The organism is Serratia sp. NCCP-200 (assembly GCF_059697885.1).
On the sequence record NZ_BAAKUJ010000003.1, the window covers coordinates 103,381 to 125,994 of the forward strand.

The window sequence follows — 22,614 nt, forward strand, 5'->3', positions numbered from 1 at the left end:
TATGTGTACTGGCATAGAAATGGCGGTTATCGGTGGCTCTGTCCTGTCTGGTGGTGCATCACTTCTTGGCGGTATGCAGCAGCAGAAAATGGCGAACTACCAGGCGGCACAGGCTAACGCCGATGCAGATGCAGCACGCGCAGCTGGCAGGGTAGAAGCCGATCGTATCCGCAAGGCTGGTAGGCAACAGGCATCACAGGCTAACGCGGCGCTAGCGGCTTCTGGTGTGGAAACTGGGGAGGGTACCGCACTGCGCATCACGTCCGATATTACCGGCGATGCAGAGCAGGACGCCTACACCACGATCATTAACGGCATGAATACCGGCGCACGATATAACGCGCAGGCCCAAGCCGACCGTATCAGCGGTAAGAACGCCGCGACAGCTGGCTATATCAATGCGGGTGGTTCACTGCTACAGGCGGGCGGTACTGCCTATACCGGATGGAAGAAGGCTAACCCGACACCGGCGGCCAGTAAAGCGAGCAGCACCGGCGCATCATCAAATAACATGTTTAGCAATATGGGGATCCGCTGATGCGTATACCAACGGGCAATTTCGGTAACGTCACGCCGACAGCGCAAGCGACACGCGTAGATGTCGGCAATACAGGCGCGGTGGGTAACGCATTACAGCATTTAGCCACTGTGGGGATCGGTGTTGCAGAAGACCAACAGCGCAGGATTGCACAGGACAACCAGAGCCAACTGCAGGCGCTGACATTGCAACTTGATGATTTCAGCAACGGCTTGGTTAACGACCCCGACCATGGGTTACTGGCGCAACAGGGAACGAACGCCGAAGGGGCAACCAAAAACTACACCAGGCAGTATGAGGATTTCGCCAATAACCTGGCGGCTGACCTCCCGGAGGAAATGCGTACGCAGTTCCAACAACAGGCGATTGCAAAACGCATTCAGCTTGAACGCACCGGCTTAACGCATGAGTTAGGCCAGCGCCGCCAGGTTGAACAGGGTAATTTTGAATCAACAATAGCGAACAGCTCCACGCGCGCCCAGAGCTACTGGGGGGATAATGTCAGCTATCAGTTAGAGGTTGGTAGCGCACAACAGCAGATTGCAGAATATGGCAAGGCCCACGGCTGGACGCCGGAGCAGATTACAGAAAATCAGAATAACTATTTAAGAACAACCGCATACAAGACAATGGAGAATCTTGTCGTTTCAGACCCCGCCACTGCAACCCGCCTAATGGGCGAGCCTTCGGATGTCGGTGGCGCGGTGCGTTTTAGTGGTGGCAGTGCTACCGATCCCGTTGGCCTACGAAACAACAATCCGGGGAACCTGGTTAAGACTGATAACACTTGGGATGGTGAGGTAAAAGGCGAGGGCCGGTTTGCATCGTTTGCCACACCTGAACATGGCTTGCGTGCTTTGTGTAAAAACCTGCTGACCTATAACAAACGTGGGTATACCACGGTAGGGCAAATTATTGGCCGCTGGGCACCGCCGAATCAGAACGACACCGCTGCTTATACCGCCGCTGTATCAAAGGCTTTGGGCGTACCGGCAGACAAGCCCCTTGATTTGACCGATATCAATACGCTTACCGCACTCTGCGCCAGCATCACCCAGCATGAGAATGGCGGTAATCCGTATTCCAAGGAGCAGATCACTACCGGCGCTATGGCGGCCCTTGGATTAACCAGCCTGCCACAGCCTGATGGCGTTAAGCTGCGCGCAGCTGGCGCAACAACTGCGGCCACACAACTTGACCCTGTACAGCTTGCACGGCTGCGCAGCATGGCACAGGGGCAGCTAAACCAGCAACGTACACAGTACGCGCAACAGCTCGGCACATCGATAAAGGACGCTTACGCCGCTCTTGATGAGGGACTGCAACCCCAAGCCATACCGTCACAAGATGATTTCCATCGTGCTTATGGACCAGTGAAAGGCCAGCAACAGTGGCAGGATATGCAGGAACAGCAGGTCTACGGAAGTGTTATTGCGGCATCTAAAGATATGTCACCAATTGCACGTGAGGACTTGCTCGAACGCCTACGCCCTAACAATCCGAATGCTGAAAACTTCGCAGCCAATCAGCAGCGCTGGACAAAAATGAAGGCCAAATTCAACGAGCTGGATAAAGAGTGGGAAAGGAACCAGGGCCGCACCATGGTTGCTAACGCACTGAATAATGGCGTAGCGCTGGATCCAACCAACAAGAGCAATAAGGACGCCGCAGATAGTTATTTTGATAGTAATCTCAGCAAATTCGACATCAATAACAATGATGATGTTAATGAGGTGGCCAGCTTTGTCGCCAAGACAGGAGTCATCCCAACCAAATTAGCATCACTGCTTAATGCTGCGTCGTCGGTTAAAGACGCTGACGTATCTATTCCAGCAGCGGAGCTTGTAAGCCGGATTTATGATACCAACCCAGCGGCAGTATCCAGCATGCCGAAAGAAAAGCAGTCGTTTTACCTGAATGCCAAGCGACTGAAAGACGCCGGTGTTAATCCTGAAAAGGCAGTGGAACAGGCTTACAACTTGGCCTACAACCAAACCGACGCGCTCAAAGCACAACTGGCATCTGAACAGGGATCGTCATCCTATAAGAAAGACCGGCTCAAGGCGGCCAGCGATTTTGTCAGCGATCGCTCGAAGTTTTTCAGAATCGATCCATCAGCAAAAGATACGAACACAGATGCAACCCGTTTCCGCCAAGACTATGAATCTCTGTATGACCTCAACTATCGTGTATCCGGCGGCGATGCTGACATTGCCAAGAAGCTTACAAGTCAGCAGATCGCTCGCGCCTGGTCGATAAGTGAGGTTAACGGCAGCGCACAGTTGATGAAGTACGCGCCAGAGGCACTTTATCAAGGTGGGCCTAGTGGGTGGCAGGCGCAGCAGTGGGAAGAAGAAAAACAGCGCCTCACGTACGGCGAAAAGAGTGATCCAATTGAAACCAGCACTAACGCTCTTGGGGTTACATCCGGGCGTCCAGGCATTGCCACAACGACCACACAGGAACGGAAAGTCAAGGGTGACGTGATTCTTGTTCCTGACGTCAGCACGCCGCGCAATGGCGATTACGCCATCATGATCAGCGATAAGGACAAGGATGGCGTGCCAACGCTACAACCTTACTTTGATGCCGATGGGCGACCACTGCGATACAGGCCCGATCTCGAAAGCTGGAAGCCATATCAAGAGTTGCTTACTGACCAGAAAGCGAACGTTGAACAAACTATGCAGAAGGCCCAAGAGCGCAGGGGGTTCTATGACGCGCACCGTGGGTTTGACGAACAGTATCAGAAAGGTCATGAGAAGCGCATTGAAAAACAAAAAACTCAACTTAAAAACTATTTCAGATGGGGTAAAGAATAATGCCTGTTTATCCAACGCCTGATTCTTATGCCAACAACTTCACTGCACCTCAAGCGCCTGGCTGGGATACACCACCAACACCTGGTGTTAACCCTGCACCGGTTGAAGAAGGTCCATCGGTATTGGGGGCTGCGTTTCGCCAATACAATCTCATGTCAGGACTGCTTAACCCGGCGCCGGATTTCGAAGAACAGGAAGGATATAATCCATTCACCGACCCAGACGAGATCCGCGGGTATGAACCTTGGGCTACCGCCTTCTCTGATTCTCGTTCTCCACAACAGACAGCATCGATAAGGCAACGAATTGATGATGAAAATCAGGATAGGCAATTCCTTGCGGAGTCCGGTGCGTCCGGTGTTCTGGCCAGCATTGCCGCTGGAGTTGTGGATCCGGTTACTATTGCCAGCTTGTTCGTACCTGGTGCCCAGGGTGGCTTTGTTGCTCGCGTTGCTTCAAATGCTGCCATTGCAGCTGGTGGCACAGCGATAAGTGAGCTGGCTCTGCATCAACAGCAATACACCCGAACAGCGGAGGAAAGCCTGTTTCACACGGCAGCCGGCGCGGTATTGGGCGGCATGCTTGGTGCTGGTTCTCACCTGCTCAGCCCTGAGGTTCGAAACGCTGCGCAAACAGAGATTGCCGATTCGCTCAGGAACATCAACACCGGCGGTAGTGTGGGGGCGATGAACGTTCCGGCCACAACGCTTGCCCAGGAAACCATGCGGGGGCCAAAATTCGTCAACAAGGTAATGAACATGACGCCGCTTGGCCGCACAATGGATTCCCCCTCTGTAACCGTGCGCCGGACTGTCCAACAACTGGCAGAGAACAACCTCACCACTGCTAAGAACCTGGAGGGGATCGCAACTCCATCCGCCGCAGAAACACAGGTTCGTATGTGGGCGAGGGAGGAAGCAGCCTCCGCTATAACGGCTAATGATGGGTTTGCTAAATTCAGGACGCAGGGCGGTACTGGCAGCAAGCTGGATTTTGCAGAGGAAGTTGGCCGGGCAATGCGCCGCAATGATACCAGCCCTAATGCTGTTGTGCAGGAAACAGCAAAGGCTCTACGACCTATCCTTGATAACATCCGTACTGAAATGCAGTCTCTTGGCATGCTCGCTGATAACCTAAAGGTTACTGGTGCGCAAAGCTATTTCCCGCGTATGTATCGCCAGGGGGAAATATTGGCAAGGCGTGATGAGTTCCGAAATATTATCACTGGGTGGTGGTCTCGTAGCGGTAACAAGGTTCCGTTGGAAGATCTCGAAATAGCGGCTGATGAAGTGATCAATAAAATTGTCGGGGCAATGCGACCACAGGACTACGCTAACGCCTTTTCCGTGAAGCTACCAGGCGCAACAAAATCACGCTCTCTAAATGTTCCTGACGATCTGCTTGAACCATTCCTTGAATCAGACGTGCGTTTTGTAATGCAACGCCATATCCGCGATGCCGCGCCTAACATCGAGTTAACCCGTAACTTTGGTGATTCATCCATGGAGCGAGTGCTTAAAGATATTCGCGACGAGTACACAGAGATGATACGCAATAACCCGGCAGAGCAGGCAAAGCTGCATAAGAGAATGAATCGTGACGAAGCGGATATTATAGCGATGCGCGATCGCCTTCTTGGTACTTACAAAATGCCTGATGATCCGTCTGGTACGTTTGTGCGTGCAGGGAACATACTCCGAAATGTTAACTATCTCACGAAGCTTGGCGGCATGACGGTATCAGCGGTGCCAGATTTAGCCCGCGCCGTGATGGTTAACGGGTTCAGTCGGACTTTCAGTGCCTACGGCAAATGGTTGTCTCGTTCCCCAGCATGGAAGGCCAGCCGTGAAGAGATGCGAAAGATGGGTACAGCATTAGATATTGTTCTGTCAGACCGCAGCCGGGCGATCGCTGATATAGCTGATGGTTTTTCGCAACGTACTATGCTGGAATCTGGGCTTGATTATGCGACAGGCAAGTTTGGCAATCTCACACTAATGAACCAATGGAACTCCTTCCATAAGTCGCTGAACGGGATGAATACAGCAGATATTATCCTTGGTTCCGCAAAATCCAATCCGCGCCTAGCGAAGCTTGGCATTGATGACAGCATGGCTGCCCGTATCCAACAGCAATTTACGACACATGGCAAAACGGTGGACGGCTTGCGAATCGGCAATAGCAGCGCATGGGATGATCCTGTAGTGCGCAGCGCTTTCGAGTCTGCAGTGGTAAAGGATGTGAATAATACTATTGTAACGCCGGGTATTGGTGATACTCCATTGTGGTCAAGTTCTCAAATGGGCAAATTGGTTTTTCAATTTAAGAGCTTCATTTTCGGGTCATACAATCGTGCCACTGTTGGTGGGATCCAGGCAGGGGATGCGCAATTTTACTATGGTCTAGGGCTTCAACTCATGTTGGGAGCCATGACCTATGCGATCAAGAACACACTAGCAGGTCGAGAAGTTGATTATGCACCGGAGAAATTAGTGCTTGAGGGTATAGATCGCTCTGGTGCCCTAGGACCGCTAATGGAGTTTAATAACACCTTGGAAAAGGTCAGCGCCGGAACCCTTGGCCTTGGTCCAACCTTAGGCACCGGCACACAGTCGCGCTACGCTAGCCGCAACGCGATCGGCTCTATCCTCGGCCCGTCGTTTGACTCGATGGGAAAACTGTCTGATATAGCCACCGGGGTACTTAGTGGTGACTTTGATGATAAAGCTGTAAACTCAACGCGACAGCTTATCCCGGGGCAGAACCTGTTTTGGATTGCTCCAATACTGAATAAAGTTGAGGATCATATGAAGTAGATATAACACTACTTATCACAAGATGAAGGGCTAACCCCAATTCCAAATAAAAAGGTTTGCCCTGTTCTATCGTAATATGAGATTCCAATCACCTTATTTTCTCTTCTTGCCATGATAAAACCTGCATCTGGTGTGTTCGGTAATACTGGTTCAAGTTCGCTATATTTACAATATACTTCATTTAATTTTTCATTTGTTAAATCAATGACTTCTAATATATTTTCAAGTGAATAGAAGTCATCATAAGAAAGCTTCATGCTTTTTGCACTTATCTCTATTTTTTTCTTATCCTCGTAACCATAAAATAAACGATAGTCTAATTTTGTACCCCCTGCATTTTGAGCTATAGGCACCAAGTATTCATTAAAAAAAGAAGCCATATCTCCTGAAAGTACTAATGCGTCATTTTCATTAAGCTTGTCTTTTATAATCCCAATTAATGGGTAACTTGCAAAACCTACGCATAAAAAAGTTATGGCTATGGTACAGCTTTTTTTGTTTATCTTCATTATCCTAACCCCAGACTCATAAGTACAAGTGGCAAATAAGGTACCCTTAAGCGTAAAAACGAGCAACCCAAACTATGCCCACAACGGGACTTCTCACGACAAGGAGATGATCACCATGGCAAAGAAACAGTACGGCATCATGCCGCCTTTCCCCAAGATGGTTGCCATGATGCGCAGCTCTGACAATCGGCACTTTGTCTACGGGATAGACTGGCTGACTAAGGCGATCACCATTTATCGCAACGGCGCTTACGAAATAGTGCCGATAGAAAGGGTGAGGTTTGTTGAACCAACAGAAGAAGAGATGGAACTTTTGAGCCAATCTGATGGCAAATCGTGACGTGTTACACATAGCTTACCTCTCATATAACACTGCCGTATAAAGGACGAGCGTCACATTTTTAATGTGTTAACAGGAGGTTATATGGTTACTGCGCAGCGGATGTATTGTAGAGAATGTCGAGATAACTCAGGGCAAAGCAGGGCAAGGGCAAAAATAGGTGAAGACTATTATCGCCAAATCACAGTGTTAGAACAAAAAGGTGATGGAAAATACCAGTGCAGATGTGAGCAGTGTGGCCGTGTATGGATATCAACCTCATCTGAAGCCGAAGAGATTTTTAATAAGAGCAAGATAACCAGATAGTCAGGAAACCGACCACACACCCGCAGCACCATAGCCTCATGTTAACTATGGGGCTTTTTTATGCACAACGATTACAGAACACGCCTTACCGTACTGAGCGACAAGCTAACCGATGTCGTTCTTGATGAGGCCGATCCGGATAACTGGCCGGGCGCAGGCAAGGAACCCACGAAGCATACCAAGCAGGAACGCGGCGATCGCTATTGGTGTAAGAAGAATGCGGCTGCATCGCTCACGCTGCTTGTGAAGGTGCATTCCCTTATTGGCATGCACACGCGCGGCGGGGTACCGAAAGACGGTGATGATCCGGACGATGAAGCGTTCAAGCTAGGCCAGCAGGTGGCAAGCGCTGAAAAAGCCGCAATGGCTGTATTGGAGCGCCTACAGAATAAGAAGAAATGATCTCGTTCGTTGCGTTCTTCATCATGTGGGCCGAGCGGATGAAGTGGGATGTGCCGGACTGCCACTATCGCGCTTGTCACTGGCTGGAGCATCGCGGGGATCTTGCGGTGCTTCGGTGTTTCCGTGGTTTCGGAAAATCCACAATTCTGGCCGTGTACAACGCTTGGCGGTATTACCGGGATCGGCAGTACCGCATTCTTCACCAATCAGAGGCAGACGGTACCGCGTACAAGACCAGCCGCGACACACAGAACGTTCTACGCAATCACCCCTTAACGCGTGGCATGCTGCCTGATGGTCAGGGAACTGTAGAACAATGGTGGGTTAACGGCGCGCTCGATATGCGTAACGGCAGCATGTACGCCAAGGGCATTTTATCGAACGTCACCTCGGCCCGTGCCGACGAATGTCAAAACGATGATGTGGAAGTACCGCGCAACATCCAAACCCCTGAGGCCCGCGAAAAACTCCGGTACCGGCTGGGGGAGCAAACGCACATCTTGGTACCTGGTGGCCGTAAGCTTTATATCGGCACCCCGCACACGCACGACAGCCTATACGACGAGGTGGAAGCTATGGGCGCCGACTGCCTCACGATCAAGCTGTTCAACAAAGAACACCGCATCGAAGAAAAGGATGCCACCCAAACTCATTACGCGCTGCCGTTCGTGCCTGAGTACATTTTCGTTGGCATCCATATCGGCGCACGCCTGCTGGTGGAGGGTACCGATTACCGGCTAACGGCTGATGGTATCGAGTTTGCCAGCCCTCCGGATGAAACGGTCGATTGTTACGCCGATTGTGAATGGCCAGAACGTTTTACACCCGAGGAAATGACCAAGCGCCGCAAGGAAACGCGCACCCTTAACGAATGGGATAGCCAGTACCAGCTTCACAGTAAGCCTGTCAGTGAGTCGCGTCTTAATCCTGAACGGATGCGTGAATACAACATGCAGCCGGAAATACGTTACGCCAACGGCGGTTGTTCCATGTGGCTGGGCAATATCCAGATCGTCGGTGCCGTGGCTTATTGGGACGTTGCACTGGGCAAGATAAAGTCAGATGCCAGCGCATTATCGATAGTGTTTACCGACTCGCGCGGGCATTTGTACTGGCATAAATGCGAGGGGTTAACGGGGGAGTTGGCCGACTTTGACGAACGGGACAGAATTAACGGCGGCCAGGTGGTGCAGATCAGAGAGCTGGTAACCAAGTTCCAGATCCCGCGCGTCATTGTAGAGGTTAACGGCCCGGGCGGTTTCGCCCCTAAACTTTTGCGCCAGGCGCTTAAGGGTACCGGCTGCGGCGTGACCGAGGAGTTCTCAGTCGTCAATAAACAGAAGCGCATTCTTGATGCCTTTGAAGCGCCGCTATCCTCACGCTTCCTATGGGCGCACACGGAGGTTCTCGACGGGCCAGCCTATGATCAGATGCAAGATTTTAACCCAATACTGACCGACCAGGACGACGACTATATCGACTCCGGGGCCGGGGCAATCAGTCAAACACCAGTGAGGATAGGTAAATTGGTCGGGAAACCGACCGCGCAGGGGCGGGAAGATTGGCAACCATCAGACGGAGATCACGAGGTCACCGTGGATTATTGACCGAGGCCCGACATGGCGATCCCGAACCAGACCCCATATAACATTTTCACAGCGAACGGCATCAGCAGCGTTTTCCCGTATGAGTTTTACCTGCTCAATGCGTTCGACCTTACCGTATCGATCAACGGCGCGGAACTGACCTCCGGTTTCACCATTTCAGGTATCGGCACTGTTGCTGGTGGTGAAGTGGCATTCCTCACGCCACCGGCTAACGGCTCAGTGGTTTTGCTCGAGCGAGTGGTACCGACTTACCGTCTTACCGAATACCAGGACAATGGTGATCTGCTGGCCGAAACGGTCAACAAGGATTTCGATCGGTTGTGGATGGCGATACAGCAGGCCTTTATCTATCTTGGCCTAGCGCTAACACGCCCGCTGCTGGGCGGCCCGTTTAACGCGTACGGGTACCGCATTGAAAATTTGGGTAACCCGGTAAACGCACAGGACGCGGCAACAAAGAACTATGTTGATAGCGTCGGAGATAACTGGTTTAAGCGTACGTTGCGCGTTCCTGAATCATCAATGAGCCAATTACCGACAGCCGCCGAGCGCGCTGATTCCTTGCTAGGCTGGAATGACCAGGGGCAACCGATCCCCGTTTTTGCTATGACAGAAACCGCTGATTTGGCGATTAAATTAGCTGGTTATTATGGCGCATATAGAATCGGGTATGGGCTTAGCACCGTTGGTGATGTACTAGACGGATTCCTCAGCGTACGCAGATTTATGACAAAGGAGCAGTGGGCCGACGCTAATTCATCAAACCCTGTAATGGATCACTCAAGTGCATTTATTGAGGCACTTTCTAAGTCAGCGTTTATTTATGCTCCACCTGTTGCCGCGTGTTACAACGTTGGAGATGTAGAAGCGCCGTTTGGGATGCGGTTACTGGGTAGTGCATATAAACCTTATACAGTAGTTGAAGACAGTGATTTTTACGGGTGCGGCTCGGTAATACGGAAAATGCGTGGAGCAACATCTATTTTTAAATTTAGGTCAAGAACCACGCTGGAAGGCATTGTGTTTGATGGTGTCGATAAAACAATCGCATTCGTTCAAACAGCAGATTCTTATATGCCGCGAAATTTCAGGGCGATCCGATGTGGCTTTTACCGTCATCAGCATGCTATCGGTGGGCCTGCGGGTAAATATATTGGTGCTCAGATAACGGACTGCCAAATAGCTAACAATTTCAGGGGCGTTTATAACACTATCGATTCCATGTTTACGTCAGTAACTATCAACGCAAATGATGATGATGGTGTCAACCTTCAGAAGGGCGCTAACGATAACTCCTTTATTAACTGCCGCATAGAATGGAACGGCGGAAATAACGTTGTAGCTAGTGGTTCGCGAAATAATACAATTATTGGTGAATTGAACGATAGGGCCGGGAAGGCTGGTATTGCAGTCATTAGCGCCGAAATGTTTGTAACTGGGGTGCGGATGCGCAGGAACGGGCGCTTTGCATCGGGAACATCAAATTCAACTCACTTTCGTATGGAAGGCCCGGGCGCAAAACTTATCATTTCAGCCGTAGAAACCAAAATTGGTGCAGATGATGTAGGTGGTGGAGCAACAACCCCTGAATACTCCATTTACACCAGTGGCGCTTCAACCGACATGACGTTAATTATTAACGGGTCCAACTTTGGAGGCTCAACAGGGACGCATGTTTACATGGCGGTAAGGCCGGATACTGTAAGAATTTCCGGTAATGTTGGAATTAATGACTACTCAAACGTTGGGGCTAATCGAACAGTCAACGGGTTTAATTTTGTTGACGCACTGACAAAGCAGCATTCCATGCCTAGGCAGGTTGTTACACTACCGCTATCACAGCCTAAGTACGGTGAGACTTCACGTTATATGTCGCGTGAAATAGAAATAATCTCTAGGGATGTTAACACAGGAAATAGTGAGTTCTATTGGATGACGATTCAATTTGCTACGGAAAGTTTTGGTGTAAGGCATTACATAATAGAGGAGAAATCTGTTCCAGCCAATAGATATGGAACATCTGGTGCGGTTGTAACAGTGGCTATTGCTAATTTGAGTAGCGATGCGTCTACGTTCGATGTGGTGTTAACCCCGACAGATTCAATCGAGCGGGAAGTTAACATTTATCTTAAGTAAATTAAGGGGGCTTTATGTCTTTTTCAATCAAAAAGAATATACCAGTTAATGTGGTTAGTGAAAGCGGGGAGATTCTAAGCACCGAATCAAGGGATGTTACGCACATCTACAAAGTGGAAAGCTTTACATCATTAGCCGAAGGCTTTGGAACTGCCAATGTATCCAAGACCGCATACGGCACTGATATGGTTACTTATAGTAGCTACCCGTTTGTTTATACCTTGGATAAACCTATTTTTGAGCAGGCCGAGGAGCAAGTTATTGCACTTCCCGAGTTTGATGGGGCGGTAAAAATCTAACCCAATGGGGTGGGGTATGAAAATGAATGAACATCCCAATAATCTTGTTACTCAGCTTTTCGCATGGCTGGCAGCAATTGCCAGCGCTGCCGGAATAACAACACAAGACCTGATATTCATCGCGTTTGGCGCGGTAGGCGTAATCATCTCCGTTCTATCGTTTGCGCTTGGCCGTATCGATGCACGCGCAAGGAGACTTAACGAGCAGCGCCGCACAGAACTTTACGCAGCATATCTGAAACGACGTATCGATCGCCCGGCAATTACTGAGGACGATGCCGACATCTATGTGTCATTACCAGGAGGGGAACGCAAGGTATGAATTCGAAAAAGACGGGATTAGCCGGGGTGGCCTGCTCCGTGATGGTCATTATCGGCCTGGTTGTAGCCAATGGCAATGTGCGCACTAGTCATAAGGGACTGGAGATTATCGGCAATGCGGAAGCTTGCCGCCTTGAGCCGTATCTCTGCCCGGCGAATGTGTGGACCGACGGGATCGGCAATACGCGCGGGGTTAATCCAGGAGTACGCAAGACCGTTGATCAGGTAGCTGCTGACTGGGAGCGCAATATTCTTGACGCAGAGAAGTGCGTGATCCGTTATGCCAACGGCGACAAGCTGCCGATCGGCGCGTTCGATGCAGCTGTGAGCATTACGTTTAACGCTGGCTGCGGGGCGATGCAGAAATCAACCATGTTTATGCGCTTCCGAGAGGGGCGCATTGCTGACGCATGTAACCAGTTCCCGCGCTGGGTGTTCGTCAATGGAGTGAAGTCCAGAGGGCTGGAAAATCGGCGAGTTAAGGAGCGTGCATTATGCCTGTCAAACTGACGCCTGCAGCAATGATTGCGGCCGGTGTGGTGATCCTGCTGGCGCTGGCGTCCATCATTGGTGCTGGCGTATGGCTGGCCAGTCGTCACTATCAGCCCACAATCGATAACCTCAACCGAGCGCTGACAGAGTGCCAGGGCAGCAATCGGCAGCAGGCCGCATCTATCGCTAGCCAGAACGCCGGGGTTAATGCGTTGCAGGTGCTGGGAGAATTACGCAAGGCAACGGCAGCAGAAGCCCAACAGAAAGCGCAGAGAGCAGCCCAGGAGGATTACGGTAAAGCCAATGAAGTGCTCGCAGAGCGCAGCGACGGTGAAGTATGTGCCGCTGCCTCATCTGCTTTTGACGATGAGTTACGCAGGGAGCGCGCCAAATGAAAAAATTGATCGTGATTACCGCGTTGGTCATTGCTGGTTGTGGTAATGCCCCGGTACCACCGCCTGCGTATGTTGAAGTTAAAGTGCCAGTGCCGGTGCCATGCAAAACCGCTGATGTAGCCGTGCCTGCGTTCGCCGTTGATCGGCTGAAAATTGGTGCTTCTATCGATGTTCAGATGCGCGCCCTACGTGCGGAACGTCACCAGCGGATCGGGTATGAACGGGAGCTGTTAGCGGCAAAGAATGCATGTGATTAATGCAAGGTAGGTTTCGGAAGATGGGCTATTTCGGCGTGGTAACTCGATGATTTATCAGTGTGCGTTTAGTAGTCCATGTTATGAAATTTTCGATAACTCATTGTTTTTAATTATGTTAACCATGAATTTAAAATCCCTCGGCTTATGGCTGTGCGGGTTCAAGTCCCGCCCCGGGTACCAGGAAAATACACTAAGAATAATCAAAGCAATATGTAGTAATGTCGTACCGCCGAGAGGCGGTTTTTTTGTGCCTGAAATCACCCTTTGCCATATCATTTCACCCTATTCTGGCCGCCGAACACCGTCACAACCGCAATTTTCCGATCATACCGTGCCGTTTGCCTCACGTTCTTGTGGCCAGATACTGCTTGCTGGTCGTACAGGCTTCCGCTCAGAGCAGAGATGCCTTTTACTTTCAAATCGTGGAACGTGAAATCGAAACTCAGGCTTAGGTGCTTCTCCGATGCTGCCTTGTTAGGCTTCATCCAATGTGCGTTAAAGCTGTCCCGGGTGTACCTGGATCATGACGGTTGGTGATGAACGAACACGCTTAGCTACACACTGACGCTTCAAAACTCACTACAAATTTGCGCCGGACAGATAGGCACGATGAATATTTGGCGTGCAGAATTACCCCACGAAAGTAGACTTCGCTGATTGCCTATTCGAAATCTGAAGGGCCCCGCGTTTTGCAACCAGGTTGAATTTATAAAAAGTTGCTATAACCATTGAGTCCAAGACTAACTTTGTAAATGCAGCTTACCCAGGGAAAATTTATGGCAAAGGACGCATTGCTCATGCAAAGAGTTCGATTATATTTACATCTGGTGAATTATTTAACGAGGCTGGGGATATTATCGCGACGGCCACTGCAACGTTCAAGGTGTTTCCTTTTGAGGTTCCGGATTGGACATGGAAGAAAGTGTCATGACATGGATAAGGATATTTACCTAATTATATTCATTTTGGCCGCCTCAGGGCGGTTTTTGATTGACCATCGCAGAGCAGCTTTGCGAGGCTGTTGCGTAATGCGCAAGCAAAGCCATCAGCAACCCACACATACCGTAAGCTGATAGGTTAACTGAATATGTGGTGAATGCGCAGGGGCAAGAATGTGAATATTGTCATCCTGTCACATGCCGGAGGTCAGCACCAACCACCACAACCTTATAGAAAAACTCCTGCTCAGTCGCCGGGGTTTTTGTGCCTGAAATCCACTCACTGGCTAAAAATAGCACAACTGATATCCTCTATCTGGCATTAATCACTCCTTTGCTGCCTACATCATTATCCACCCAGACATCTTCCCCCTTGAGGCGACGATCTCCTTGAATGGTATAAGTGACGTGACCATTTCTGAACACCAGCGCGCCATCAGATTTTTTTGCTTTGACCTGCTTGCCGTTGACCAATACACGATCCTTACCATCGATACTGATTGTCGCTACCGTGGCACCCGTCTCTGGAAAGGTGGCAACCCACTCACCGGTATATGGGCTGGTACTGGCGTCAGCAGTGGGGGCGACTCCAAAACCGGCCTTGGCATTCTCGGCCTTGGTTTTGTGAATGTCACAGCCTTGGGCCTCGGTCACTTGGGTGCAGCCAGAACGCTCCAACTGCTGGGCAAATTTGGTGTTGATGGCGTGGACCGGGGTGAGGCCAAGTAGAGAGATCATCACCATAAGAGCTGCATTTTTTGACATTGAGTTCCTCCAAAATGAGCCAAGCTATTGCCGCCGAGAACGATAGGAACTTTCTAAATCTAGCATCCAACTACCCTTAATGCGATGCGACAAGAAACGAAAAAATGCCTTCTTCCTATCCTGATTTTGGTAAGACCAAAGCCAATAACCTCTATGACATCTCCTGCTCGATCACAAAACAAAAAAAGTAATGAGCAACATTCATTTACACAAACTAACTTGCTGCCGCAACCCATTTTTTATGAGGAATAATTATAACTCTATGATTTTTAATTGGATTGACAACCTTGCTGTTGGGGGACGTCTGATTAATTTGTCAGTCTTGAAATCGTATTCATTCGTAGCTTTAGTCAATGATATTTTTGTTTTATTTTTCAATATGCTATGTGGTTAAAATGGAAGTGAAATTTCAAACCAATTGCATTGTATATTTTTTAAATAAATCACATTTACCCACCGTGTAAGCTCACCATTCTCTGATTTTATTGTTGTGAAATAATGGTTCTTTAAAATAAGAACGCCATTTCATATTTTTGCATTTTTGTGATTGGGTTCAACTTAAAAACCTGTGTGATAAGTTACGGTGCTTCTATTGTAACGATGTGTTTCATTGCTGGTTTTTTCAAAGCGCTTGCTGCAGGGAAGTCGATGAACAACGTCGACCGTCACGTTCTCTGGTCATGACAACAATCAATTAGAACTATTACCCCAGGAGATATACCGATGAAATTATCCAAAATTCTGCTCGGCATTTGCCTGACATCTGCCACGCTATTGAGTCATCATTCTGCTTTGGCCCAAACGTTTAAGGCTGCCGATGTGCACCCGGAAGGATATCCCAACGTCGTGGCGATTCAGCACATGGGGGAAAAATTAAAAGCTGCCACCAATGGTCGTCTGGAGATCAAAACCTTCCCTGGAGGGGTGTTAGGTGATGAAAAGCAGATTATCGAACAGGCGCAGATCGGGGCCATTGATATTATTCGCGTCTCAATGACACCGGTTGGGGCAATTCTACCTGATGTCAACATGTTCACACTGCCCTACATATTCCGTGATGAAGATCATATGCATAAAGTCCTCGATGGTGCGGTTGGCCAAGATATTGGCGACCGTTTGTCGAACAGCCCAAAATCGCGGATGGTCTTCCTGGGGTGGATGGATAGCGGTACTCGTAACCTCATCACCAAAAGCCCGGTAACTAAACCCGAAGAGCTGCAGGGCATGAAGATCCGTGTTCAGCCAAGCCCGGTCGCCTTGGCCACGCTGAAAGCCATGGGGGCCAACGCGGTCGTGATGGGGGTTAGTGAAGTTTTCAGCGGTATGCAGACCGGCGTGGTTGACGGCACTGAGAATAACCCGCCTACTTTTGTTGCTCATAACTATTTGCCGGTTGCGAAAAACTATACCTACAGCCGCCACTCGATTATTCCTGAAGTGTTCCTGTTCTCTAAAACCAAGTGGGATAAGTTAAGCAAAGAAGATCAGACATTGCTGATCCAGCTAGCCAAAGAAGCCCAGGTTGAGCAGCGTGAACTGTGGAAGGAATACAATCAGAAATCATTGGAAGTGATGAAGGCGGGTGGGGTGCAATTCCATGATATTGATACCGACTATTATTACAAAGCGACTCAGTCGGTGCGTGATGAATTCGGAAAGGGCCACGAAGAGCTGCTCAAACGTATCGCTGACGTACAGTAACTTTCTTTAGAGCACCTAACCAAAGGCTAATCTCGGCAAAAGGGCGAGGGGAGTCGTACGCTCCTCGCCCAGAGCATTTGGTATCACGGCGTTCTGGCAAGCGACCTCTTCATATAGGTAAGATTATTATGGGACGATACTATTCGTTGCTCATGGATGTTATTTATCGCATTTCTATGTGGATTTCAGGGATAGCCCTGTTACTCATGGTGTCGGTAATTCCTGTGGGTATCTTTGCGCGTTATATATTAAATAGCGCGTTATCCTGGCCTGAACCGGTCGCAATTATGTGCATGGTGACCTTTACCTTTATTGGAGCGGCGGTGAGTTATCGTGCCGGCTCCCACATTGCGGTCACCATGGTAACAGACCGGCTCCCACCTCATTTGCAAAAAGCCAGTGCCTTGTTGACTGACCTGATGATGTTGGCGATCAGCGTGTTTATTCTGGTTTACAGCTATGCATTGTGCCGGGAGCTGTGGGAACAACCCGTGGCGGAATTCCCTCTGCTTACTGCTGGGGAAACCTACTTGCCACTGCCCATCGGATCGGCGGTAACGATACTCTTTATTGTTGAACGGATACTTTTTGGTTCTCAACAGCAGCGCCCGGTTGTGATGTTGGGGTCAGCAGAGAGTTAATACAGCAGACTATCCAGGAGCCATTACATGGATGCTTTCATATTAGTTGCTTCGTTAGCCGTAATGTTGGCTATCGGCGTGCCCGTTGCCTATGCCGTAGGTATCAGTGCTATCGTGGGGGCTTTGTGGATCGATATCCCGCTTGAAGCGGTGATGATCCAGTTAACCAATGGCGTAAACAAGTTCTCATTGCTCGCCATCCCTTTCTTTATCCTGGCAGGGGCGATCATGGCCGAAGGGGGAATAGCCCGGCGGTTGGTTAACTTTGCCTATATCTTTGTCGGGTTTATTCGCGGTGGCCTTTCCCTGGTCAATATTGTGGCATCAACGTTCTTTGGGGCGATCTCTGGTTCTTCAGTTGCGGATACTGCCTCTATCGGTTCAGTGATGATCCCGGAAATGGATAAGAAAGGCTATCCACGCGATTTTGCCGCAGCGGTAACGGCCAGTGGTTCGGTGCAAGCCATTTTGACCCCACCGAGCCACAACTCGGTAATTTATTCACTGGCGACAGGGGGAACGGTCTCGATTGCAGCGCTGTTCATCGCCGGGATTTTGCCTGGGTTGCTACTCAGCTTTAGCCTGATGGTGATGTGCGTTTGCTTTGCCCATAAACGGGGTTACCCGAAAGGCGAAAAGATTCCTTTCCGCCAGGCGGTGAAAATTTTCGTTGATACGCTGTGGGGATTAATGACCGTCGTCATTATCATGGGGGGGATCCTCTCAGGCATCTTTACCGCCACTGAATCAGCTGCAATCGCCTGCCTGTGGTCGTTCTTCGTCACCATGTTTATTTATCGTGACTACAAATGGTCGGAACTGCCGAAACTGATGTACCGCACGGTAAAAACGGTCACCATCGTGATGATCCTGATCGGTTTTGCGGCGGCGTTCGGCGGCATCATGACCTACATGCAGCTGCCTGCGCGTATTACCGAGATGTTCACCTCCATTTCAGATAACAAATATGTGATCCTGATGTGCATCAACATCATGCTGCTGTTGATTGGCACTCTGATGGACATGGCGCCGTTAATCCTGATCCTCACGCCGGTACTGTTGCCCGTGACCAATTCCTTGGGTATTGACCCGGTACACTTTGGCATGATCATGTTGGTTAACCTGGGGATTGGCCTGATCACGCCGCCGGTGGGATCCGTGCTGTTTGTGGCCAGTGCGGTGAGCAAGCAGAAAATCGAGCAGGTGGTGAAGGCGATGCTGCCATTCTATGCGGTGCTCTTCCTGGTGCTGATGGTGATCACCTACATTCCGGCCATCTCCCTGTTCCTGCCAAAATTGTTTGGGGTACATACCGGATAACTATTCCTCTGTGCTGCTACAACGGTGCCCATCACTCGCGTGATGGGCATTTTTCGGCAGGCCAACCGATGAATGCCAGTTTTTTATAAATTGAATGGATTCAGCGCGATTTCGTTGTCAGCGGTAAATGGTATGCTGCCAAGCTCGGCTATTCAGTCAGGAGATGACGATGGAATTTGAAATTGAGATTATTAATCCGGCGAAACACCCAGAGTTAGCGGCGCAGCAAGTGGTTATCGAGTTGATCCGCGCGGGGAAAATTGATAACTCCTTTAATGGCATCAAAGCGTTAAATACCTATCAAAACCTGGTGGAAAAGTATAAGGCATTGGCTGCTGAACCCGCTGCCGTTGTGGCCAAGGAGAATGGTATTGAGTCTCCAGCCGCGGAAGTGAAGGCGGCGACAGCGCCGAGTAAACCTGCAGTGGTTGCGGCCAAAGCAAAAAACAATGTCGACAAGGCCCCCGTAGCGGCAAAATCGAGGGCCAAGACATCGGCTCCAGCGGTTAATGAGTCAACCGTTACTGCAGACGTCGTTGCCAAACCAAAGAAAGCCAAACCAAACCCGGCTACAGCCAAGAAAAAATAATTTTTTTATGCGCGGAGGCGCCCGTTTCCGCGCAGTTTATTTCAGGTTGAAGTTTGTCAGCTCAGAGGTAACTGGTTATTAAACGGCTATTTCATCGAGACTATGCTGATGCCTTCTGCGGGTAGCGGCAGCGCCGTTTTATAGCGCACCTGCTTGAGGGCAAAGCTGGAGCGGATGTTGGCTACGCCCGGGATCTTGGTCAGATGATCCAGAATAAAACGCTCAAGCGCGCGGATATCGGGCACCAATACCCGTAGCAGATAATCGGCATCGCCCGTCATCAGGTAACACTCCATCACTTCTGGGCGCTGATCAATGGCTTGCTCAAAGTTACTGAGCGCACCTTCTACCTGCTTTTCCAAACTCACCTGAATAAATACGTTCACATGGAGCCCAAGCACCGCTGGTTCCAGCAAAGTCACTTGTCCCCTGATGATGCCCAACTCCTCCATGGCTTTTACACGGTTGAAGCAGGGGGTTGGGGATAGATTGACCGAACGGGCCAGCTCCGCATTGGTGATCCTCGAGTTGGTTTGCATCGAGTTCAGAATGGCAACGTCTGTGCGATCAAGCTTCTTCATATGAGAAAATTTACCCTTAAAATGTGATTTATGAGGTTAAAATGACTCATAAAAACCGATTTGAAAAACATAATAAGAGAAAGTTTCCCCGGTTATCCAGATAAAATTAGCATATTGAATGAATGGATGAGAAACCGCTGTGGATACTGAGGGTAAATACTTAACCAGCTCGCCAAGCGTGCCGAGCTATGCACCTGATAGCGTGAAAATCAAAGGCGTCCTGCTGCTGGTTGGGGCCATTGTGATTTGGGGGGCGAACTGGCCGGTGATGAAGGCTGGGCTTTCACATATGACGCCGATTTGGCTTTCTACCACCCGATTTGTCAGTGGTGCGCTGTGCCTGTTTGCTCTACAGATATTGACCAAAAAATTGCGATTCCCGCCCCGCAAGGACTGGCCGTTGGTGGTGAGCGTCGGGCTGCTGCAAATGCTGACGTTTACCGTGCTCGGTGCCTTTGCCATGACCGAAGTGCCTGCAGGCAGATCCGCTATCCTGGCTTACACCACGCCGCTCTGGGTCACGCCTATCGCAGTGCTGTTTTTCCGTCAGTCACTGTCACGTCGGCAACTGATGGGATCGTTGCTGGGTGGTGTAGGGGTCATTGTACTGTTCAATCCGTTCACGTTTAACTGGGGCGATAAGGTTCTGATTGTGGCTAACCTGATGTTGCTGACGGCCTCCTTTGCCTGGGCGATGTGCATTTTGCACTTGCGTTATCATAAAGGAGTGTGCAGCGCGTATGAGCTTGCTCCCTGGCAGATGCTGCTGGCAAGCGTACCGTTGGCGTTGATGGCTCGGGTCTTCGAAGGGCCATATACAGGCGATGGTTCTACATCGTTAATAGAAATACTGCTGTTTATGGGGCCGCTGGCGACCGCGTTCTGCTTTGTTGCGGTGAACGCCGCCAGCATGTGGTTGTCGAGCACCAGCATGTCGACGGCAATGCTCGGGGTGCCGGTGATAGGTTTATTGATGTCCGTTGTCTTCCTGGGGGAGCAATTGACTCTTACGCTGGGTATTGGCCTGCTGGTCATTATGGCGGGTATTTTTATCGTGACGGTAAAACCATCGGTAAGGGGCGTTAAGACTCCGTAGCGAATCTGCTACAGGCTAATAATTTGGCTAAGTTGAACGAGGCCGCTGACAACATCTTGACCGGCTTCATGCAGCGCCCATTGAGAGTAATAAAAAGGCCAGAGTCGTTACGCTAAAGAGCTCTGGCCTGTTTGTTCACCGAGGAGAATTAATCCAGTTTTGGATGCTGGTCGATCAGCGTTTGCTTTTTCTTCTCCAAATCGGCGATTTGCTGGCTGATATCTTCGACTTTCTGCTCGATATTATCGTAAGTTTCCTGCAGCAGCTCTTTGGCTTCTGAGCGGTCAGAGGCGGCAGGAGCAGCACCGCGCAGCGGCTTGTTGGCCGTTTCTTTCATATACAGGCCGGTAACCAGACCAATCGCGGCCACCACCATCAGATAATAGGCTGGCATATACAGGTTACCGGTGGTTTCGACCAGCCAGGCGGCCAGCGTTGGCGTGACACCCGCAACCAGTACCGAGATATTGAATGAAATCGCCAGCGCGCTGTAACGGATGTGGGTAGGGAACATCGCAGGCAGAATGGAGGCCATTACCCCGATAAAGGAGTTGAGCAACACGGCCAGTATCAACAGGCCAACAAAAATCAGGCCAATAACGTTACTGTTGATCAAGATAAAGCTAGGGATGGCCAGCACCAGCAGACCGAGGCTACCGCCAATGATGAAGGGTTTACGGCCAATGCGGTCGCTGGTCATGCCGACCAGTGGCTGGACGAATAACATACCTAGCATGATGGCAATGATAATCAGCACGCCGTGGTCTTCGGAATAGTGCAGGTTATGCGACAGGTAGCTTGGCATATAGGTCAGCAGCATGTAGTAGGTTACGTTGGTCGAGATCACGATACCTACGCACACCAGCAGGCTTCTCCAGTGCTTGGTAGCGATCTCTTTGAACGAGGTTTTCGGCGGGTTCTCAATGGCCGCACGATCGTTCTGTTCCATTTTGTCCATATGCTGCTGGAACGCTGGCGTTTCTTCCAAAGCGTGGCGCAAATACAGGCCAATTATGCCCAGCGGTGCTGCCAGGAAGAACGGAATACGCCAGCCCCAGTCGAGGAAGTTGGCCTCACCCACGATACTGGAGATAAGTACCACCACACCTGCCCCTAATACGAAGCCGGCGATGGAGCCAAAGTCGAGCCAACTGCCCATAAATCCGCGTTTACGGTCCGGTGAATACTCGGCCACAAAGATGGCTGCGCCAGAATACTCCCCACCGACGGAGAAGCCCTGTGCCAGTTTGGCCAGCAACAGCAGGATAGGGGCCCAGATGCCAATAGAGGCGTGGGACGGGATCAGGCCGATACAGAAGGTACTGATCGCCATAATAATGATGGTAACGGATAACACTTTCTGGCGGCCGAATTTATCGCCCATGGCACCGAAGAAGACACCGCCCAAAGGACGTACCAGGAAAGGAACCGAGAAGGTGGCCAGAGCGGCAATCATTTGCACGCCAGGCGAGGCGCCAGGGAAGAACACCTGGCCAAGTGCGTAGGCGACAAAGCCGTAAACACCGAAGTCAAACCATTCCATGGCGTTGCCTAATGCGGCGGCGGTAATGGCTTTCTTTAACTTGCTGTCATCAATAATAGTGATGTCATTAATCTGTAGTGGTTTATGCTTTTTTTTTCTTAGCTTCATAAATCATCCCATGCAAAATTGATCGTCGGCGAGTTCGTCGGCCCGCTCATTTTTATTGGTCAAGATATCAGTCAGGCTAATGTTACCTCTGT

At 50.2% G+C, this 22,614-nt stretch carries 22 protein-coding genes and 1 pseudogene; 18 read left to right on the forward strand and 5 right to left on the reverse strand.

Annotated features, from left to right (window positions below):
* The first annotated feature begins 1 nt into the window (after position 1).
* Genes AC6HVW_RS10615 through AC6HVW_RS10625 form a run of 3 tightly spaced genes read left to right on the forward strand, consistent with a single transcriptional unit; the run spans position 2 to position 6,176 of the window.
* Positions 2-538: a hypothetical protein gene (locus AC6HVW_RS10615; protein WP_497569411.1), complete on the forward strand. Its 537-nt coding sequence runs from the start codon at positions 2-4 to the stop codon at positions 536-538.
* The gene (locus AC6HVW_RS10620) at positions 538-3,360 is read left to right on the forward strand and encodes a hypothetical protein (RefSeq protein ID WP_497569412.1); all 2,823 of its coding nucleotides are present in this window, start codon (positions 538-540) and stop codon (positions 3,358-3,360) included. The genes AC6HVW_RS10615 and AC6HVW_RS10620 overlap by 1 nt, the downstream gene beginning before the upstream one ends.
* The gene (locus AC6HVW_RS10625; protein WP_497569413.1) at positions 3,360-6,176 is read left to right on the forward strand and encodes a hypothetical protein; all 2,817 of its coding nucleotides are present in this window, start codon (positions 3,360-3,362) and stop codon (positions 6,174-6,176) included. Before AC6HVW_RS10620 ends, AC6HVW_RS10625 begins: the two co-directional genes overlap by 1 nt.
* Before the next feature lie 8 nt (positions 6,177-6,184).
* On the opposite strand, the gene AC6HVW_RS10630 is transcribed toward AC6HVW_RS10625, so the two are convergent.
* Positions 6,185-6,685: a hypothetical protein gene (locus tag AC6HVW_RS10630; protein WP_497569414.1), complete on the reverse strand. Its 501-nt coding sequence runs from the start codon at positions 6,683-6,685 to the stop codon at positions 6,185-6,187.
* Between the two features lie 115 nt (positions 6,686-6,800).
* On the opposite strand from AC6HVW_RS10630, the gene AC6HVW_RS10635 reads away from it, so the two are divergent.
* The 9 genes from AC6HVW_RS10635 (at position 6,801) to AC6HVW_RS10675 (ending at position 13,240) form a co-directional block, all read left to right on the forward strand.
* Complete coding sequence (locus tag AC6HVW_RS10635) at positions 6,801-7,025, forward strand: hypothetical protein (RefSeq protein ID WP_497569415.1); 225 nt, start codon at positions 6,801-6,803, stop codon at positions 7,023-7,025.
* Between the two features lie 366 nt (positions 7,026-7,391).
* Positions 7,392-7,733: a hypothetical protein gene (locus AC6HVW_RS10640; RefSeq protein ID WP_497569416.1), complete on the forward strand. Its 342-nt coding sequence runs from the start codon at positions 7,392-7,394 to the stop codon at positions 7,731-7,733.
* On the forward strand, positions 7,730-9,340 hold the full coding sequence (gene terL / locus AC6HVW_RS10645; protein WP_497569417.1) for a phage terminase large subunit: 1,611 nt from the start codon (positions 7,730-7,732) through the stop codon (positions 9,338-9,340). Before AC6HVW_RS10640 ends, terL begins: the two co-directional genes overlap by 4 nt.
* A 12-nt stretch (positions 9,341-9,352) precedes the next feature.
* Positions 9,353-11,476 carry a hypothetical protein gene (locus AC6HVW_RS10650; protein ID WP_497569418.1) on the forward strand — a complete coding sequence of 708 codons (2,124 nt, stop codon included), beginning with the start codon at positions 9,353-9,355 and terminating at the stop codon, positions 11,474-11,476.
* Positions 11,477-11,490: 14 nt separating this feature from the next.
* Complete coding sequence (locus tag AC6HVW_RS10655) at positions 11,491-11,775, forward strand: hypothetical protein (protein WP_497569419.1); 285 nt, start codon at positions 11,491-11,493, stop codon at positions 11,773-11,775.
* A gap of 16 nt (positions 11,776-11,791) precedes the next feature.
* Positions 11,792-12,097, forward strand: a complete 306-nt coding sequence (locus AC6HVW_RS10660) for a hypothetical protein (protein ID WP_497569420.1) — start codon at positions 11,792-11,794, stop codon at positions 12,095-12,097.
* The gene (locus AC6HVW_RS10665; protein WP_497569421.1) at positions 12,094-12,606 is read left to right on the forward strand and encodes a lysozyme; all 513 of its coding nucleotides are present in this window, start codon (positions 12,094-12,096) and stop codon (positions 12,604-12,606) included. Before AC6HVW_RS10660 ends, AC6HVW_RS10665 begins: the two co-directional genes overlap by 4 nt.
* The gene (locus AC6HVW_RS10670; RefSeq protein ID WP_497569422.1) at positions 12,591-12,983 is read left to right on the forward strand and encodes a hypothetical protein; all 393 of its coding nucleotides are present in this window, start codon (positions 12,591-12,593) and stop codon (positions 12,981-12,983) included. Before AC6HVW_RS10665 ends, AC6HVW_RS10670 begins: the two co-directional genes overlap by 16 nt.
* Positions 12,980-13,240 carry a hypothetical protein gene (locus AC6HVW_RS10675; RefSeq protein ID WP_497569423.1) on the forward strand — a complete coding sequence of 87 codons (261 nt, stop codon included), beginning with the start codon at positions 12,980-12,982 and terminating at the stop codon, positions 13,238-13,240. The genes AC6HVW_RS10670 and AC6HVW_RS10675 overlap by 4 nt, the downstream gene beginning before the upstream one ends.
* A gap of 272 nt (positions 13,241-13,512) precedes the next feature.
* On the opposite strand, the pseudogene AC6HVW_RS10680 reads toward AC6HVW_RS10675, so the two are convergent.
* Positions 13,513-13,791, reverse strand: a pseudogene (locus AC6HVW_RS10680) (site-specific integrase); the annotation flags it as partial.
* A gap of 176 nt (positions 13,792-13,967) precedes the next feature.
* On the opposite strand from AC6HVW_RS10680, the gene AC6HVW_RS10685 reads away from it, so the two are divergent.
* Positions 13,968-14,171 (forward strand): PaaI family thioesterase, encoded by a 204-nt coding sequence (locus AC6HVW_RS10685; protein ID WP_367875396.1) that lies wholly within the window; start codon positions 13,968-13,970, stop codon positions 14,169-14,171.
* A gap of 319 nt (positions 14,172-14,490) precedes the next feature.
* Here AC6HVW_RS10685 and AC6HVW_RS10690 read toward each other — a convergent pair whose 3' ends face one another.
* Positions 14,491-14,943 (reverse strand): hypothetical protein, encoded by a 453-nt coding sequence (locus AC6HVW_RS10690; protein WP_071680539.1) that lies wholly within the window; start codon positions 14,941-14,943, stop codon positions 14,491-14,493.
* A 723-nt stretch (positions 14,944-15,666) separates the two neighbouring features.
* Between AC6HVW_RS10690 and AC6HVW_RS10695 the strand changes: the two genes are divergently transcribed.
* From AC6HVW_RS10695 to AC6HVW_RS10710, 4 genes are all read left to right on the forward strand, one after another.
* Positions 15,667-16,644, forward strand: a complete 978-nt coding sequence (locus AC6HVW_RS10695) for a TRAP transporter substrate-binding protein (RefSeq protein WP_071680538.1) — start codon at positions 15,667-15,669, stop codon at positions 16,642-16,644.
* A 128-nt stretch (positions 16,645-16,772) separates the two neighbouring features.
* Positions 16,773-17,285 carry a TRAP transporter small permease gene (locus tag AC6HVW_RS10700; protein WP_071680537.1) on the forward strand — a complete coding sequence of 171 codons (513 nt, stop codon included), beginning with the start codon at positions 16,773-16,775 and terminating at the stop codon, positions 17,283-17,285.
* Between the two features lie 27 nt (positions 17,286-17,312).
* On the forward strand, positions 17,313-18,605 hold the full coding sequence (locus AC6HVW_RS10705; protein WP_071680536.1) for a TRAP transporter large permease: 1,293 nt from the start codon (positions 17,313-17,315) through the stop codon (positions 18,603-18,605).
* A gap of 169 nt (positions 18,606-18,774) precedes the next feature.
* Positions 18,775-19,194: a hypothetical protein gene (locus AC6HVW_RS10710; protein ID WP_071680535.1), complete on the forward strand. Its 420-nt coding sequence runs from the start codon at positions 18,775-18,777 to the stop codon at positions 19,192-19,194.
* An 86-nt stretch (positions 19,195-19,280) separates the two neighbouring features.
* On the opposite strand, the gene AC6HVW_RS10715 is transcribed toward AC6HVW_RS10710, so the two are convergent.
* Positions 19,281-19,775 carry an Lrp/AsnC family transcriptional regulator gene (locus AC6HVW_RS10715; RefSeq protein ID WP_021178346.1) on the reverse strand — a complete coding sequence of 165 codons (495 nt, stop codon included), beginning with the start codon at positions 19,773-19,775 and terminating at the stop codon, positions 19,281-19,283.
* Between the two features lie 139 nt (positions 19,776-19,914).
* Between AC6HVW_RS10715 and AC6HVW_RS10720 the strand changes: the two genes are divergently transcribed.
* The gene (locus AC6HVW_RS10720; RefSeq protein ID WP_081366968.1) at positions 19,915-20,871 is read left to right on the forward strand and encodes a DMT family transporter; all 957 of its coding nucleotides are present in this window, start codon (positions 19,915-19,917) and stop codon (positions 20,869-20,871) included.
* A 148-nt stretch (positions 20,872-21,019) separates the two neighbouring features.
* Here AC6HVW_RS10720 and proP read toward each other — a convergent pair whose 3' ends face one another.
* Positions 21,020-22,522 carry a glycine betaine/L-proline transporter ProP gene (gene proP / locus AC6HVW_RS10725; protein WP_021178344.1) on the reverse strand — a complete coding sequence of 501 codons (1,503 nt, stop codon included), beginning with the start codon at positions 22,520-22,522 and terminating at the stop codon, positions 21,020-21,022.
* Positions 22,523-22,614 lie beyond the last annotated feature (92 nt).